Source organism: Bradyrhizobium sp. ORS 278, from assembly GCF_000026145.1.
Classification (GTDB): domain Bacteria; phylum Pseudomonadota; class Alphaproteobacteria; order Rhizobiales; family Xanthobacteraceae; genus Bradyrhizobium.
In genome coordinates this window covers 1,332,328-1,349,190 of the sequence record NC_009445.1, presented here as the reverse complement: position 1 = coordinate 1,349,190, position 16,863 = coordinate 1,332,328, and the positions used below count along the sequence as shown (strand labels likewise).

Sequence of the window (16,863 nt, the reverse complement as noted above, 5' to 3'; positions counted from 1 at the left end):
TCGCGGGCGTGACTGGATACGTACGTAATCGCGACGGCACCAAGGGTATTTGCATGGCGTTCTGGGCATTCGGATCTGACCGCGGCGCGACCTCGCCGCTCAGAGTGGCTCTCGACAAGTCGCTTGCCATGATGGCAGTCGCGATGGACGGCACGATCATTTCGGCGAACGAGAACTGCCTGGGAGCGCTGGGCTATACGTCTGCGGAAGTCGAAGGCCGGCAGCACAGCATGCTGATCGATCCCGCCGCTCAAGCCGACGGGTCCTACCAGAAGTTCTGGGACAGCCTCCGGCGTGGGGAGTTTCAATCCGGCGAGTTCAAGCGGATCGGCAAGGGCGGCAAGACGCTCTGGATCCAGGGAACATATACGCCGATTCTCGATCGCAACGGCAAGCCGACCAAGGTGATCAAGCTCGCGACGGATGTGACGGCGCAGAAGGCGCGCAGCCTGGAGAACGACGCCATCATGGCCGCGCTGCTTCGGTCGCAAACCGCGATCGAGTGCAAGATGGACGGCACGATCATCACCGTGAACCAGAACCTGCTCGACCAGCTCGGCTACACGCTGGAGGAGGTTCGCGGCAAGCACCAGAGCATGTTCATCGACCCCGCCGCGCGGGACAGCGCCGAATATCGCGGATTCTGGGCCACGTTGCGGGCCGGCAAACATTGCGCGGCCGAGTTCAAGCGGCGAGCCAAATCCGGAAAAGATGTCTGGGTCGTGGGCAGTTGGAATCCGATCCTGGACGAGAAGGGCCAACCCTACAAGGTGGTGGGCTTTGCAACCGACGTGACGGCACAGAAGCTGGAAGCGATCGACTTCGCGGGTCAGATCGAGGCGATCAGCAAGTCGATGGCGGTCACCGAGTTTGCGCTGGACGGCACGATCTTGAAAGCCAACAAGATCTTCCTCGACATGATGGGTTATTCCGACAAGGAGGTTGTCGGCAAGCATCACAGCATGTTCGTGCCCGAGGTCGAGCACAACACTCCGGCGTACCGGGAGTTCTGGAGCAAGCTGCGCGCTGGCGAAGCTCAGACCGGCGAATTCCTGCGCATGAGCAAGGACAACCGCGAAGTCTACATTCACGGCAGCTACAATCCGATTTTCGATCTGGACGGCAAGCCGATGAAGATCGTGAAATACGCCTACGACATGACCCCGACGGTCATCGCCCGGCAGAAGAGCGGCTCGGTTCGCTTCATCATCGAATCCGTGGCCGACGGCGCGGAGAATCTAAGGACGTCCGTCCGCGATATTTCAGACGCGATGGACAAATGCCAGATGAAGACGTCCGAAGCGGTCGGGCATGTCGACGCCGCGGATCAGCAGGCCAAACAGCTGACGGCGGCGACGGACGCAATGGGAGGCATCGTCGAGCTGATCGGCAATATCACCGGGCAGATCAACCTGCTGGCCCTCAACGCGACCATCGAATCGGCCCGCGCTGGCGATGCCGGTCGCGGCTTCGCGGTCGTGGCGTCCGAGGTGAAGAACCTGGCCAATCAGGCGAAGCAGGCGACCGACAAGATCGGGTCGGAGATCGGCAACCTGAACCTCATCTCGGGCGACGTCGTCGTCGCGCTCAGGACGATCAAGGGGGCGATCGAGAGCGTCAGCGAATACGTCATCGCCTCGACCACCGCCGTCAAGGAGCAGAGCGAGATGAGCGAGGTGATCTCCGGCAGCATCCGCACCGCCGCGTCGGAAGCCGCGGGCATTGTGGTCTGATGCAAACACGGCGCGCGGCCCCTCGGGCGAACGCCGTGACCGGCGGGTCGGAAGGTCGGTCATGGGGCTGCAAGCCCGAAAGGACTACCGAACGCTGGAGGCGGCCAGCTCAAACGGCTGGCGCGTTGAATTTTGCGTAAGTGATTGATTTAGTTGGTACAGTTGGGTGGGCTCGAACCACCGACCTCCTGTTCCACAGTCAGATTTTTCGCTCCGCCGGGCTTACGACACGGTATCCGGAAGCACGAAAATCTCAATAATTTCAATATCCCGCTCCGCCAAGTCCCGCCATACCTACGCTCCAATTTCCGCTACGGTGGTTGCTAGGTGGTAGCTAGCAACCAAGGCTTCCGATGGCGAATTTGGGTATTACGGTTCGAACGGTGCAATCGCTCGGTCCTGGTGAAGCGATTTGGGATGCGGATCACAAAGAGGCGGTGCGGGGATTTGGCGTGCGACGTCAACGGGGTACGCCCGTCTATGTCCTGAAGTTTCGCGCGTCCGGCCGACAGCGCTTCTTTACCATTGGTCCCCATGGGTCCCCGTGGACCCCTGAAAAGGCGCGGAAGGAAGCAAAGCGCCTGCTTGGGCTGGTTGCTCAGGGAAAGGATCCGGCTGCCGAACGTGAGCTCTTGACGTTACAGACGGCGGACACGTTCCGAAAGGTTGCCGACGAGTACCTAAAGACCGCCAAGCAAAAGCAGCGCCCCCGGACTTACTCGGAAATCGAACGGTATCTGCTCGGCGTGTGGAAACCTCTGCACCAGCTCCCGATGTCGCAAATCAGCCGTCGCCATGTTGCCGCTCGTGTCGGCGATATCGCGACGAACAATGGGGCGGTCACGGCGGCTCGCGCGCGCTCGGCATTGTCAGCCATGTTCAACTGGGCCATTCGAGAGGGCCTTGAGATTCCGGCGAACCCAGTGCTCGGGACCAACCGCCCGGCCGCACCAAGATCGAGGGAGCGGGTCCTAACCGATGGAGAACTGGCCGAGATCTGGACAGGGCTCGAGGACGACGATTACGGACGCATCGTCAAGCTGCTCATCTTGACTGCCCAGCGTAGAGACGAAGTTGGCGGAATGCGTTGGGCCGAAATCGACGGCTCAAGGTGTCTCTGGACCATCCCCGGTTCCCGAACGAAAAACCATCGCGAGCACGCACTTCCACTGACAGAAGCGGCGATGCTGCTACTTCCCGCCGCCTCAGTCGGCAGAGAGTTCGTCTTCGGGGACGGACCGCGACGGAAGGGCGATGCACCGCGCGGCTTCTCAGGATGGTCGAAATCGAAGGCAGCGCTTGATGAGGGTCTACTAGCTAAGCGCAAGGAGAGGGCCGGTGTGGGGGAAACGGTCAATCCCATGCCCGAATGGTGGCTGCACGATCTTCGTCGCACGGCCGCGACAGTGATGGCCGATCAGCTGGGAGTGCTGCCTCATATCATCGAAGCGGTGCTCAACCACGTCAGCGGCCATCGGGCGGGAGTGGCCGCCGTTTACAACCTTGCGCGATATGAAGCCGAAATGCGGGCTGCACTGACCGCATGGGCAAGCCATGTCGACCGGCTGGTGCGAAGCAAGCCTTCGGTGGAGAAAGTTTCAGGCAGCTCGGCATGCCTCGATACGTGAGCCGAATTCGGATCTCACGAACAATATCTGACCATGCTTGCCAGGCAAAGCCCGTCTCGCGGCCTCTTAGCCGCCTTCCGCAAGATCCTAACGTTTGAAGGGAGCAGCCCACAAGCGCTCCCTTCTCCTGTCGACGTCGAACGTCGCCGCGCGGCTCGCCCCTCAGCTGAAGACGGGAAACGCTACGGATTCACCGCCACGGCGTTGAAGGGACCAAAGCCGACTTTGGGGTCGGCTGCATCACTGAGCTTGCCCGGCCATGTCACGCCGTCGCAAACCAACGTGGCCTGCTGACGATCCTGCACGCCGTCCGCAGCGAAGGCCGAAAAACCGGTGCCACTCGGCACGGTCCCTGCCTTCGGCTTCAGCAGCTTCGAAACAACCTCGCGAGCCACCTTGTTACCCAATAGAATGCCACTGTCCGCATCGAAAATGTAATGAACCCCCATCGTCAGGCGGCTATCGGCGTTCTCGCGCTCGGCGCAGGCCATCGTCAGCTTGCGAGCAGAACAGAATTGTGGGCTGGTGAATTGATCGACGAGCTTCCCGTTCGCATCTTTGCTACAGCGCACATAATTCAGCGCGTCCTTGTTCAGCCCATTGAATTCATCGGAGAGGAATAGGAATTGCCCGTCCGGCTCAAAGAACTGGCGCAGCACGCCAAAGAGCGCCCCGCCAAAGCTGGCATGGCCGGAGGGATAGGCAGGGAACGGCGGGGTAATGTTGATGCCGCCATCGGAGTTGCTGACTTGCGCTCCAAGCGGGAACCATTGCGTCGGGAAGCCGCCGGCAGGAGAATTGAGTTGTGCCTGCCGGATCACCGTCACAGGTCGAGCGATCTGGAAGTGGTACTTTGCGTCCCAGGCCGCAATGGCTGCGTCGGCCATGGCGACATTGACCAGAGCATACAGGCGGGCAACGTCCACGGCTTCCTTGAGCTGAAGACCCGGCCGCAATTTCATCGGCTTGACGTTGGGCGCCGATGGCACGAGCGATGACTCGATCACCGCATCGACAATCTGATTGTACAGGCGCGGAGGGGCACACAACCCCGCTGTGCCGTCATAGGCCCAGAACTGCGCAATGCTACGCCCATCCTTATACGTCTCAGGGATCTCCCGCTTGCCTTGGGCATCGTACAGCGGCTCTGCCGCCCATTCGTAGACCACTTTGAGCGACGGAATGGACGTGAGTGCATCGCTGAGAGTCAGATCCGTTCGTCTCAATGTCTCCACCACCGACTTGTCGAGCTCTGCCGGCCGGACCGCCGCCGCATCGCGCAGGGCAAAGGGACGGACATAGTGCCAATAGGCACCGAGCGCCGTCTGGATTTTCGACACCGGATCGGGAGACCATTGACCGGCCGGGAACTTGCCATCGATACGATTGAACCGAGGCGTCTCTCCCGTACCAAAGGCGGGCTCGGCGAGTTGAGAGCCGTCATTTTCACGCAGACTGATCAAACGCTGGGCCACGGCGTGCCCCGTGCGCGCACCTTCCTGATAATCGGCGCTGGCCGTCTCCAGAAGCTCCGCAGCGCATCGACGATACTCCTGAAGGCTGAAATCGAACTCACCCAATCGCGCATTTGCCAGATCGCGGCAATTGAGCGAACTGGCGGCAACCACGCGAGATGCGACGAGACCCGGGTAGAGCCAAGCCAGGACGTCGTAGGCAGCCTGGTGAATCGCGGCAGCGATCTTCTTGTCGGTTGGAGAACCCGTGACTGGCGATTGGACGTAGCTATCCGGCCCGACGCCGTAGATCATGCTTTGATAGGTCCCTGCATAGACGTTTGCGGCTTCGAACATCGCAAGATGCACGAGCGCCATGGCCCGGCTGGACCGATGCGGCCCGATCTGCTGGTAGTACACAATCGGCTTCGTTGCCGAAGGCATGTGATCGACGGACGTCGCGTCAAGCGCTACCTTGTGCCAGAACCTCAGATAGTCACTCGCGGTAAGTTCCTGCATGTGATCGGCCGGCGACAAGATCGCCAATTGCGCCAAAGAATTGACCGAAGCAGGCGTCGAGGTTGCGGTCAACGCCTGAGCGATCTGCGCTCGGGTGCTCAAGGTCCGGACGAACTCCTTTGAGGTGAACTGCTGGAGACTCAGCGAATTCGCTTGGCCAGGCACTTTGATCGTCGTCCTGAGCGCCTCATCCTTCTTCGCGACCGTCGGATCCTTACGCGCTTCGGTCGCGGCATAGATGCGGTTGAACTCGGCATATCCCTCGGATGACAACGGCAGGGATTGAGCGGCGGCCTGACTGGAAATTGCCGCTGTGATGAAACACGTCATGACATGGGTGGCAAAGCGCATATCAACCTCCTTTTGGTGAACTCATTATTCCATTCGCGATTCCGGTGAGCGCGACCGCTCACGCAATGCGCGGAGCTGCAAATTCGTCGATGAAAGCGACTGAGGGGGCGAACAGGAACGCCCCGCCGGTCGGAATGACCCATTGATTGGGCGCGGCGAAGGGAAGCGCCGTCCCGCCGGTATCAAGGCCGAAGAACGACGCAGGCTTCGGCGTATGCAGGCGGGTTGCCGGATCGACGTTCTGACCGACGAGTAGATCGAAACCTCCGGCGGTCGGAGCGTTGGGGTTGTTCATCCAGCCGCGGTTAAGACTGCCAAACTGATCGTCGATGGCGCGCTGATAGGACACGAATAGGAGCCCGCGATCCTCCGCGTTGACGGGCGCCTGGGGGTTATCGCGGTCGAACGGCGGCCCGAAGGGAATGCCGCGTCTCAGCATTTGGAATCCCAGGGTCGTCAGCGCCCCGCCCCGATCGGTCTGGAGATCGCGCGGATTCACCTTCCTGATATGGGCCCAAGCGGGACACAACCGGCCGATCGCCGGATCGGGATCAGCAAGCGACCCAGAGACCTGCGTCCCGTCATCCAGGCTGATCGCCGGGAGCGCATTCGCGAACGAAAAATAGTTGATTGCGTTCGGGTCATCGGCCTGCGCGGTCGCGGCGCCGCCGCGCATGATTGCATTGCCGGAACGATGGCGGCCGACGATGAGTGCTCGCAGATGCTCGGCTGGGATCGGGCGGCCGCCAGCGTCGCCGAGCGCCAGCGCCATCGCTTGCGTGTCGCTTTCGAAGGCCGCCACGTCCTGCCTCAGGCGGCGGAAGACCAGGAAAGAGCCGTTCGTCAGCTCAGGCGCGAGCACGGACGTGTCGCCCTCAAAGCGCGGTTGCCCGGCGAGAAACTGGCCGGGCCAAACAAGCGGCTGCCCCGGCTTGCCGAAATCGATGTCGTTCTGCGACGGCACACCATAGCGGGTCGTGATGAACCTCTCGGCGCCATCCTGCACGATGCGGCCGCGTACCCCCGGCTGGGAGATGCCGTCGCGAAAACCAAAATGCTCGACGCTGCCCGGCAGCATCGCCGCGGGCTCAACGTAGTTCGGCGCGGCGCCGATGATCTCGCTCACCCGATCGACGATGGGCGCCGCTTCATCGACGATATTGCCGTCGTGCGCGAAGATCAGCAGGAGGTCGACCGGTTTCGACGGCGCCCCCACGAGCCAGTGATCGCGAGATGAAGGGTTGGGCTTGCCGTCGGGCAGAACGGGGGCCGTCGGGTCGCCGGTGATGCCGGTCCTCATGCCCGCGTTGAAGGCACTGTCGAGCTGCCGCACCTGCGGTGCGCCGAGCGCATCGGTCGCATTCGGACCAAGCGCAAGGTTGAGCCAAAGGTCATCGCGCTGCGGACGGGGCTCGCCCGACATGAAGGCGGCCTTGCGATCGTCCCGATGCCCTAGAACGGTCGACAGAGGCGTCGGCCGCGGCAACTCTGCAAGGACCGCTTGCAGCGCGTCCTTTCGGTCACAGGAGAACGCGACGAAGTACTGCTGCTGCCGACTGAAGCCGGGCAGGATGTTTCCCTGGATGTCGGCCGCGTCGAGCAGCGGTTCTTGAGCGGCGGCCATGGCTCACTCACTCACGCGCAGGAGGCGGCCCGCTCGTTTGACCGACGACGGTCTCGCCCTCAGCGCCACCAGATCCGGCGCGGCGCCGGCACCAACGAGCTCCGGAAACGGGTCCTTGGCCGACGCCCCGCAGCCATCGGTCGGGTCCTTGTGATCGAGATTGACCTGATCGATCGGCAGCACGTTCTCCGGCCGGCAGCAATGGGAGATACAGCTGCGCAGGGTCGGCGCCGCGGCTCCGAGATGGGCGGTCTTGGCATAGAGGACCATCTGAATGTGGTCCGCCACCTGGCCGCCATGAGTGAGCCTGCGGCCGATGACCTGTACGCTGTCGAGCCCGAATGCGGCCCCCTCCGGCGGCTCCAAGACCGCCATCAGCCCGCGGCCCGCGACACCACGCACGATCTTGAACCAGCCCTGGAGCGGATTGTCATCCGCGTCGGTGAGGACTCCCGCAGCGATCCGATCGATATACAGCGCCACCGGGTTGGCGAGCGTGATGGATTGCGGCCTGGCGTCCGGCGTCGTCGCCAACACGGTGAGGTTCACGCCGAGGCCGATATTCGGATCGCTGCTGCGGTTGGGATCCCCGAAATTCGACCCGCAGGCGAACCGTCGCACCTCCGTGATCCTCTTACCGCTCACGTCGTGGCGAGGAATCGTGGCGCGTGCCGCGAGGTCGATCTCCGCCCCGAGCGTGTTCGCGGGGTGGGTGAGATGCATCACCCCTTTGGTGGTGTTCCATGGATTGTAGGGATTGTAGCTGCCCTTCGGGAGCATCTCATTTCCGAACGCGATGTCCTGCGTCAGCTTCAAGTCGTCGGGCTGAACTTGCGTCGAGACATGGCGCCGATAGAGTTCGACCACACAGTCGAAGTCGTGTCGCGCCAAGTCTATCCAGTATTCTGGAGCTTCCGCGGTGAAGACGATGCGACTGATCGGCCCCCCCGGAGATGCGCGATAGGCAAACCATTCACAGTACTCGTCCTGGCGCCGGCACGGCATGTTCAACGCGGGCGCGCCGGCCGGTGCGCGGTTCACGCGGGCCAATCGGTCTGCCGCATCCCAACGCGCCACATCGGCCGGCTGTTCACGCTTGATGACGAGCGGAAAGGCGTTCCACGTGACCGCGATATCGGCGCTCTCGGCCGCGCTCGCAGTCTCGGAGAAGAATAGCTTGTTGCCGGACGGCAGATTGCTGATTTCGTCGTCGAACGCGTCTTGAATACGTTTGTGCCAATCCTCGAGGAAAGCCGCTCGGGACGGACGTCCGGCAAGATCGTCGATGTTCGCCGGTGGCGCGTATTTGAACATGAGATGAACTCCTCTGCTTAGGATGTGTTCGTTGATCTTGCGGGTGACCGGCGACTCGCGGCCAAATGGACTCAGGCATGGCCCGTCGGGCGTCTTCCTCCGGGGGTGACTGACCTGCGGATGCGTCGGCGACATCGTCGACAGGCAAAATTCGAAGCTGCGCCTCGTCCACGAACTCTCGTGGGTGGTGTTGGCCCCACATCCCCATCCCACATCCCGCACGGGAAGGTTCTACGTGGATCAACCGAGATGCATCCGGGGCAATCGTGCACGCGCCAGCGTTTGCGCGGCGAGCAGCCCGCTGGTGGCAGCTTCACCGACCGTATGAAATGGCCTCACGAACTTGATCGGCGTTCCATTGATTTCAGTGAGGTCGCCCGCCCAGGCCATGCGATACAGTTTCTTCAGGTCTGCCTTGTCGTCCCCTGTCAGGACGCTGTCGGCGCCGTAGTTCATGATCGAAAATTTGCTATGCGTGCCGAAGACCTGGGAGGGAAAGGCGCTCTCGCTGACCTGAGCAAAGAAGTGCCGGAGCCCGAAAATGTGTCCCGTCTCGTGGATGAGCGTCTCAACCTGCTCTTCGCGCGGCTGGCTGAACATCTTGGGATACAAGATCAACTGGTGACGTCCGGCGTCCGGAAAAAACGAGCTCGCCAGGACGCAGCCGTTGACATCGCAATCGTCGGCGTTCCGCATCACGACCTCGAAATCCCACAGGTCGGACTGCTTGGTGAACTTCACTGGAGCCGCCTCGCCCCATCGGAGTATCGCCTCTCCGAACAGTTGCTCGATCTCGGACGCCGCGGCCTTCGGATTCGCGAAGGACTGCAGCGAGCTGTCGCGGATGCGCCATCGCAACGTCGTGCCTTCGGCCCAGAGCGGAATGAATCCGTCAGGGGCATTGACGACGAGTTCGAGCGGCGACCGTGCATTCGGCGTCGTATGCCCCCTACTCTCGGTATCGCAGCGCACGCCCGCTTTCATGACGTGGACGAGCTCTTTCGTGGCATCCGCGCGATCCGCAGCATCTCGCATCTTGAACGGATCCGGACGCGTCGACCTGCTCGTCGACCGACCTTTGGCCGACGGCGGCTCCGCCGGCTTGGTCTTGGCTTGCTTTTTTGCGATCTGCTTTCTCGTCGGATTCCCGACCATCGGTCCGTCTCCCTTCTTCAGTATCGTCGCAATCGAGACTGTCCATCCGGCTTGATGTCCGCGACCAGAACGAGCATCTACTTCGATGCCCTGGATGTTAGTCTCAGGTTAGTTCTATCTACCCTCAGGGGCGCGTGAATTAAGTGTGAGTTCGTCCGATCAGCCCATCAGTCGGGGCGTCTGATTCAGACGTGACGGCACCTGACTCTTTTGATGATTAGTTTTGCGGTCTCGCGGGACCTATATCCTGCTCGCCGATGCGGTCGACCAGGAGGATGAGCCATCTCACCGTGTCGCGCTCCTGCGCCGAAAGATCGACTCGCTCCGCGATCGCGACTGCGACGTCTCGAAACTCCGACCAGCGCCGGTAGAAATCAATCAGGTCGCGCGGCGGCGTACGGCCCGCCGTGCCGCCGTCTCCATCGAATGACCCGGGATCGTCTGCGCCAGCGCCCATCGGAGCAAGGCTAGTCTGCCTCCGAGGCTATGGCGTGTGAAAAAACCGTGAAGCTCCTTGAGCGGCACAACCATAGTGCTAGAGTTCGGAAAACTTCGCTCGACGGAGTGCCTTTCGTGGACGGCAAACGCATCGAGATTGGCCTGTTCGGCGCCTGTGTCGTGCGCTCCGCTGGCGCTGGTGGCTTCGAAATCACGGGCGCGAAGCACAAGGCCCTGTTTGCCCTGCTCGCCACGGCCCCGTTGGGACGCCGAACGCGGTCCTTCCTCCAGGATACGCTATGGGGGACCGCTTGCTACGACACCGGACGTCAAAGCCTTCGCAGGGCACTGTCGGATATCAAGCAAATCATGGGAGAGGCCTTTTCCGAGGTGTTGACGAACACCAACTCGGATGTCTCGCTCGATCTGAGCAAGGTCTCCTTCGTTGGAAGACCTGGCGCCGGCGAATTGTTGGAAGGGATCAACATCCGCGAGAGCGGCTTCGTTCGCTGGCTCGATGCGATGCGTCTCAATCCTGAGCAGATCTATTCGCTCTATAGCGTTCGGTCGCAACCGCCGCCGCCGCCAATGCTTCCCGCAATTTCGGTGCTGCCGTTTCGCACGATCGGAGGCTCTCCCGATGACGCCGTGCTTGGCGATTGGCTTGCGGAGGAAGCTTGCCGCTCGCTGTCGCGATCGAACCTGATTGCGGTGATCTCACACTGGTCGAGCCGATCGATCAATGTTCAAATGGTCGACGTTGCGACGATCCGAGAGCGTCTCGCCGTCGACTATTGCGTCGCCGGCACACTGCGCATCCGCGGAGATGAGATCGTGCTCGATGCCGATTTCCTCGACGTGGTATCCGGCCGCATTCTCTGGACGCGGCAGTTCCTGGGCGGTCTCAATAGCTTTCTCGGGCGAACGTCGGAAGGCGTGTCCGAGATTGTGACCGCGGTCGGACGTACCATCGCGGACGACGCGATCGCCCATGTCTCCGATCGGCGATTGACCGAGGTGGCCGATCATCGCCTGCTGCTCGCCGGCGTCGGTCTGATGCATCGTCCGTCGTTGCGGGCCTTCGCTCGTTCCCGTGACCTCATCGAAGAGGCGCTCCGACGCGCGCCGCATGCGGCTGAGGCTCACGCATGGCACGGCAAGTGGCATGTGCTCAGCGTGTTCAATGGCTGGAGCACGGATCCGGCTAAGGACACCCAGCATGCGATCGACTGTACGGCGCGTGCGCTCGACATCAACCCGGAGAGCGCCTTTGCTTTGACCATCGATGGCTTCGCGCATAATAATCTTTTGCGCAGAATGGACGTTGCCGGTGATCGCTACAATGCCGCGCTGAAACGCAATCCGAATGAATCACTCGCGTGGCTCATGAGAAGCGCGCTGCATGCGTTCCGCGACGAGCCGGACGCAGCCGTCGTTGCCGCCGAGAAAGCGCGCCGGCTCTCGCCGATCGATCCGTTTCAATATTACTACGAATCCCTAAGCGCGACGGCCTTGTTTGCCGCCGACCGTTATGGGGAGGCGCTGGACCTCGCGGAGCGGTCCCTGCTCCGGCACGATCGCCATGTCTCGACGCTGCGGGCCAAGACAGCCTCACTGTATTGCCTCGGCCGCGTGGAGGAAGCCAGGATTGCCGCGGCTGAAATTCTTCGGCGGCAGCCGGACTTCACGGTTGAGACCTATCTGCGCGGGCATCCGGCAGGAGATTATGAGTTCGGGCGCCGAGTGGCCGCTGCGCTCAAAGGTGCAGGCATTCCGTAAAAAAGCAATTTGGGGGGGGCAGAGATGAGTCAGTTAGGTGGTATGGGTGGTATGGGTGGTATGGGCGGTATGGGCGGCATGGGCGGCATGGGCGGCATGGGCGGCATGGGCGGCATGGGCGGCATGGGCGGCATGGGCGGCATGGGCAACCTGACTGCCACCGGCCTCGGCGCCTTTCTCGGCGCCGGCGCAGACCCGGTCTACGACCCGGTGCTGGTGCAGGGCCTGCAGATTACCGAACAGGCGATTACCCATGTTGCAGGAGATTGGGATAGTCCGGCGGCCGCACCGCTCACGTTCAACATCCCCGAACATCTTGAATTGTGGGCCGAGTGGGTTCGTTCGTCGCTTTACCTCACTGAATTTCTCCGCGATCTTGACTGGAAAGTTTGCGGGACGGACGCCGCCGGCGAGCAGTCCGTCACGCTGGGCTATCGATATCGGAACGACCGGAATAACTGGAATACGTCTCCGGCCGCCCCAATCTACCGGATTTTCCGCCCCAGCATGGAACGCTTCCAGCAGCAACTCGGGCTCGTACATAATTACATCGATCAGCGTCCGGATCGTAGCGCCGAGATCATGACCCAGCTCGGTTTTCCTACTCCGTATTTCATGATGATCCTCGGCCTGCAGGGCTCGCCTAATCGTTATACTCTTGAGCTGATAACGATCACGCAGGTGATCGCTGCACACGTCGCGATGCTCCTGAAACACCCGCTGGCGTGCCGCCGTCCCGACCGCCTTGGTGCTAAAGTGATGCCGATTATTCCGACTCCTGCGCACGGTACGTTCCCCGCAGCACATGCAGTCGAAGCATTTGCGGTTGCGGAGGTTCTCAAGCGCCTCGTGCACGAGGTCCCCCATTATTCCGACGTCCAAAAGCGCGACGCTCTCCTGGACAAGCTTGCCGAGCGGATCTCGATGCACCGAGTCGTTGCCGGCGTGCATTTCCCGATCGACATCTGGGCTGGCGCCTTGCTCGGGCGCACCATCGGAGAGCTGATCATCGCAAGAAGCGTAGCCCCTTCCTCGGACCACGAAACGCAGCGTTCGCAGATCCAGGGCTACAGCTACAATGCGAACGACCTCCAGAGCGACGGCGATTTCTATATCCAGAAATTCAAGGTGTCGGAAGGGGCGCCGGAGTACGGGGTTCAACGATTGCAAGAGACATGCGAGGTCGATCGGAGTGAGCTTTTCCAATGGCTGTGGGGAAAGGCCACCCACGAGTTTGCGCTCAAACGATAGGGTGGCTCAATGACCAGCAAAGAAGCCGCTCCCTCGCAAGCAATCAGTGCAAAATATGTCGGTCCATACGAGCGCTGGAACTTCGGCTACGGCAGACCATTCGCCTTTCCGGGACTCCGCAACTGGAAATACTTGACCGCGCTGACCGAAATCCCGAAGCGTGCCAACGTCGTCCATGTCGCCAATGGCGGCGTGAGCAAAATCTGGTTTCCGACCCTTTGGAAGGAGACCGGTCCCAACGTCGACCTGACCTTCGCGCCGTTTGTCATCGAGAACACGGACGATCAAATACCCATTCTGGAAGGTCTGATTTCTCTTCTTGAGGGCGTAATCCCTCAACTTGTCTCTTTCCTGACGAATACATTGGGGATCCTCGACATCAGCAAACCTCGATTTCGTCTGGCCTTCCCGGTGCCAGATTGTGCCATGCACAACTGCATGACTCAGCTGCCAGCAGATCCCCATCCCCGTCAGGAACTGCCTCCCGGCGACGGCACCAGGCAGATCACGGTGATTGCCCTGATCGACGACGGCCTGCCATTTGCGCATCGTAATTTCCGCAACGCCAATGGCAATACGCGGGTCGAGTATTGCTGGCTGCAGTCCGTCGAAAAATGCGAGAGCCAGAACACCGTCCTGTTCGGCCGCGAATACGATCGAGCGGAGATCGATGCTCTGATCCGAAACCATGGCGACGACGAGGACACGCTCTATCGGGCGGCAGGAGCGACCCTCAACACGGAGGAATTCCCATTTCTGGCCCGCCACGCCACGCACGGCGCGCACGTCATGGATCTTGCCACCGGCTACGCCCCCGAGCGCAAGGACAGGACGCCGGACGAAATCCGCATCATTGCAGTCCAGTTGCCGAATACGATCGCATTCGACACGTCGGGTTTCGGCAAGGACATGTACATGTTGTCGGCCTTTCACTATGTCTTCAATCGCGCCGACATTATTGCGCAGAGATATGGCGCCAAGAATCTGCGCCTCGTCATCAACTTCAGTTATGGATTTTCCGGCGGCCCGCACGACGGCGGACTCGAATTGGAAGCGGCGATCGACGAGTTGATCGAGGCCCGCCGGCGTCGGCAAGCAAGATCGGACGACTCTCTGTTCGGACCTAGTCCGACAGCGCTCGTCCTGCCGTCAGGCAATACCTTCCTCGAGCGAACCCATGGCGTGATCCCTCCACCGTCCGAGGACGAGGAGCCCCTCGAGGTCCGATGGCGCCTGCAGCCGAACGGCCGCACGCCGAGTTATCTCGAGCTTTGGTTTGGCAAATCCTTCGACCCGGTCGGATACGTCGTCGACGTCTGGGATCCTGGCAACACCTTGCGCAAGTCCCTGACATTCACCCGCGAGGACACTGTACAGAACGGGGAGGGCGATCAAATCAAGCCGGGCGATATTTATCAGGGTGACATTGCCGTTGTAGGCCAAGTGAGTTTCGATCTGCACAGGGGCAATCGCTGGCGCCTGCTCGTCGTGCTCGGGCCGACAGAGCCTGAGCCTGTGTGTGTGCCGCCCGTCATGAGTGGCGAATGGAGAGTGGTGATCAGGCGAGGCCCCCAAGCAGGCTCCATCAACGAGCCGGTCCATTGCTGGATCCAACGGGCAGCCGATCCTGAAAGTCTGCGCTCGGGAAGCCGCCAAAGCTATTTCGACGATGCGGGCAATATCCGGTACACGCGGCGGGGCGATCTCCGTGAAGCGGATAGCCCGGGTGCGTTCGTCCGCCGTTTCGGAAGCCTGAATGGCATCGCGACCGGAGCGACGTCCCTGGTCGTTGGCGGCTATCGGCTCGGCCAAGGGCTTGGCTCCAGCCTGAAAGACGCCCGGCCCTCCCGCTATAGTTCGGCCGGCTCGCGGGATCAGGACTGGCAGCTCGGACGTGTCGACTGCTCATCGATGTCCGACCGTTCTCGTGTCCTGCCAGGCACGATCGCAGCCGGCGTACGCAGCGGATCGCGCTCTCATCTGCAAGGGACCAGCGCAGCCGCGCCTTTGGTAGCCCGGCAACTTGCCGAGATCTTCTCGACTGCACCAGACGAGGATATTCGTCGCGCAGAACGCGAAAACTATCTTCCCCTGCTGCACGACAAGTATCCTTCCGATCCTGCCCCACTGACCGGAGTCCGTCTCGGCAAGGTTCTTGTCCCACCACATCAGCAGCCGGGAATTGAACCGATAAGTTCGCGTTAGCACTTTGGGCGCGGATCACTCATGCTGGTTCAACGTGCGAGACGACGTGTGCACAGAGGACTAAACTTGTCCCCGACTGCGCTCAGATGCCCGGTCCACCGTGGGTTCGTATTGGCGAACAACGTAGGATTCTTGGGTCGAAAAACTCTGGAGGGTGCGGTAAAATGCTGGAGGAAGGTCCTCCATCACTGACGAACCGGCGGTTCAATAACAACGTAGTTTGCCGAAGTTCTCCACTGCTTCAAAAGGGTGGCGGAGAGAGTGTCCGCGCCCGCGACCGCAATTTCCAATGACTTTCATATGCTTAGTCTTGTCTCGGGGCCGGCGTCCCATTGCGCCACCCACGTCCGAGCGGCGGATTGCAGCGAAAAAAAGCGAACGATCGCGGTTAAGCCGCCGGTCGGAGTCCCGAAGCCAATAAGGGCGTGGTCGGCCTCTCCGGCCATCTCAGGCGCCAAGGGGCGTGGCGACAAGACCTGGCACGTTCGCCCCAAAGACAAAGGTTCGAATTGTACCTCGGCCCAAATTTGGTCGAACCTAGCGAGAGCGCCATCGATGTCGCTGAATATGAGTTGTGATCCGCGGGTTTTGACCTGACAGTAGATCCGCTTTTCAGGGAATACGAGTTCGATGTCCTCGTCGTTTCGACAATGACGTGGTGACCCCGACTGCGTCGCCCCAAAAACGGGCAAGCTGCCGTGTAGAGGTGATGGTAGAGGAAGCCTCGATGGACGGCCTCGATCCGTGCAAGCTGGCGGGCGTCTAGATTAAAGCTCTCCATGCGACGCTTCTATCTCGAGGATGTGAACGGCGCCGCGTCGCCGACGACGCGGGCTTCGGCAACGTAGTCGCGATAGGCGTAGTTAATCAGGTCCCGAACAAGCTCTAGGAGGCCGTCCGTCGGCAAGCCATCGAAGGGGTCGCCGTGCGCCATGGCGTTGCGGCGCTCCGCTAGTGTCGGATGAACGTCTCCAATCAACTGACCGACGGCCGAGCCGCCGCAGCGAACAATCATCGGGATCTGCCCATCGGTGAGGCCATCGACCTCGACCATATACCTGAGCATCGCAGCGAAGCCGCGCTTGTTCTTCGAGATGCGTCCTCCGTACCGATCCATGAGCCCCAACTCTAGGGCAATCAACGCTGCAAGCTCCCCCGCTTTTACGACACTGAAGTCGACCCAGCCCAGCAGGTACAGGGTCTGCGCACGCGCGTACTTCGCTCGCACGATCTCTGGAATGCGCGCGTCGATAGCGAGACTCTCGACGAAAGCGCGCCGGTCGGTAAATTTTTCAAATGAGATGAATCCGCTCGCGCTGCCCTTTGTTGGCCACGCCAGCAACAGAGGTTCGTCCCGGTCACTGAGGGTGATGTGAGAGCGAACTAAGATCGGGTTTTCCATCGCTTCTGGC

At 61.2% G+C, this 16,863-nt stretch carries 10 protein-coding genes; 5 read left to right on the top strand and 5 right to left on the bottom strand.

The genetic code is table 11. From position 1 onward, the window contains the following. The first annotated feature begins 53 nt into the window (after positions 1-53). Positions 54-1,733, top strand: coding sequence for a PAS domain-containing methyl-accepting chemotaxis protein (locus BRADO_RS05910; protein WP_011924399.1), 1,680 nt, complete (start codon positions 54-56; stop codon positions 1,731-1,733). A gap of 353 nt (positions 1,734-2,086) precedes the next feature. Then, on the top strand, positions 2,087-3,361 hold the full coding sequence (locus BRADO_RS05905; protein ID WP_011924398.1) for a site-specific integrase: 1,275 nt from the start codon (positions 2,087-2,089) through the stop codon (positions 3,359-3,361). 182 nt (positions 3,362-3,543) lie between these two features. Here the strand turns inward: BRADO_RS05905 and BRADO_RS05900 are convergent, their stop codons facing one another. The 4 genes from BRADO_RS05900 to BRADO_RS05885 all read right to left on the bottom strand — a co-directional run bounded on the left by BRADO_RS05900 (position 3,544) and on the right by BRADO_RS05885 (position 9,778). Beyond that, positions 3,544-5,685, bottom strand: a complete 2,142-nt coding sequence (locus BRADO_RS05900) for a vanadium-dependent haloperoxidase (RefSeq protein ID WP_011924397.1) — start codon at positions 5,683-5,685, stop codon at positions 3,544-3,546. Positions 5,686-5,743: 58 nt separating this feature from the next. Next, complete coding sequence (locus tag BRADO_RS05895) at positions 5,744-7,309, bottom strand: peroxidase (RefSeq protein WP_011924396.1); 1,566 nt, start codon at positions 7,307-7,309, stop codon at positions 5,744-5,746. 3 nt (positions 7,310-7,312) lie between these two features. Then, positions 7,313-8,623: a hypothetical protein gene (locus tag BRADO_RS33250; protein ID WP_050780958.1), complete on the bottom strand. Its 1,311-nt coding sequence runs from the start codon at positions 8,621-8,623 to the stop codon at positions 7,313-7,315. Positions 8,624-8,863: 240 nt separating this feature from the next. After that, complete coding sequence (locus tag BRADO_RS05885) at positions 8,864-9,778, bottom strand: matrix metalloproteinase-11 (protein WP_197535376.1); 915 nt, start codon at positions 9,776-9,778, stop codon at positions 8,864-8,866. Between the two features lie 573 nt (positions 9,779-10,351). Between BRADO_RS05885 and BRADO_RS05875 the strand changes: the two genes are divergently transcribed. From BRADO_RS05875 to BRADO_RS05865, 3 genes are read left to right on the top strand one after another with little or no spacing between them, the layout of a single operon-like run. After that, positions 10,352-11,995 (top strand): hypothetical protein, encoded by a 1,644-nt coding sequence (locus BRADO_RS05875; protein WP_041756155.1) that lies wholly within the window; start codon positions 10,352-10,354, stop codon positions 11,993-11,995. Between the two features lie 24 nt (positions 11,996-12,019). Then, positions 12,020-13,246: a phosphatase PAP2 family protein gene (locus BRADO_RS05870; protein ID WP_244422970.1), complete on the top strand. Its 1,227-nt coding sequence runs from the start codon at positions 12,020-12,022 to the stop codon at positions 13,244-13,246. A gap of 9 nt (positions 13,247-13,255) precedes the next feature. After that, complete coding sequence (locus BRADO_RS05865) at positions 13,256-15,451, top strand: hypothetical protein (RefSeq protein WP_011924390.1); 2,196 nt, start codon at positions 13,256-13,258, stop codon at positions 15,449-15,451. Between the two features lie 790 nt (positions 15,452-16,241). Here the strand turns inward: BRADO_RS05865 and BRADO_RS05855 are convergent. Continuing rightward, positions 16,242-16,853: a hypothetical protein gene (locus tag BRADO_RS05855; RefSeq protein ID WP_041756153.1), complete on the bottom strand. Its 612-nt coding sequence runs from the start codon at positions 16,851-16,853 to the stop codon at positions 16,242-16,244. Positions 16,854-16,863: the final 10 nt, after the last annotated feature.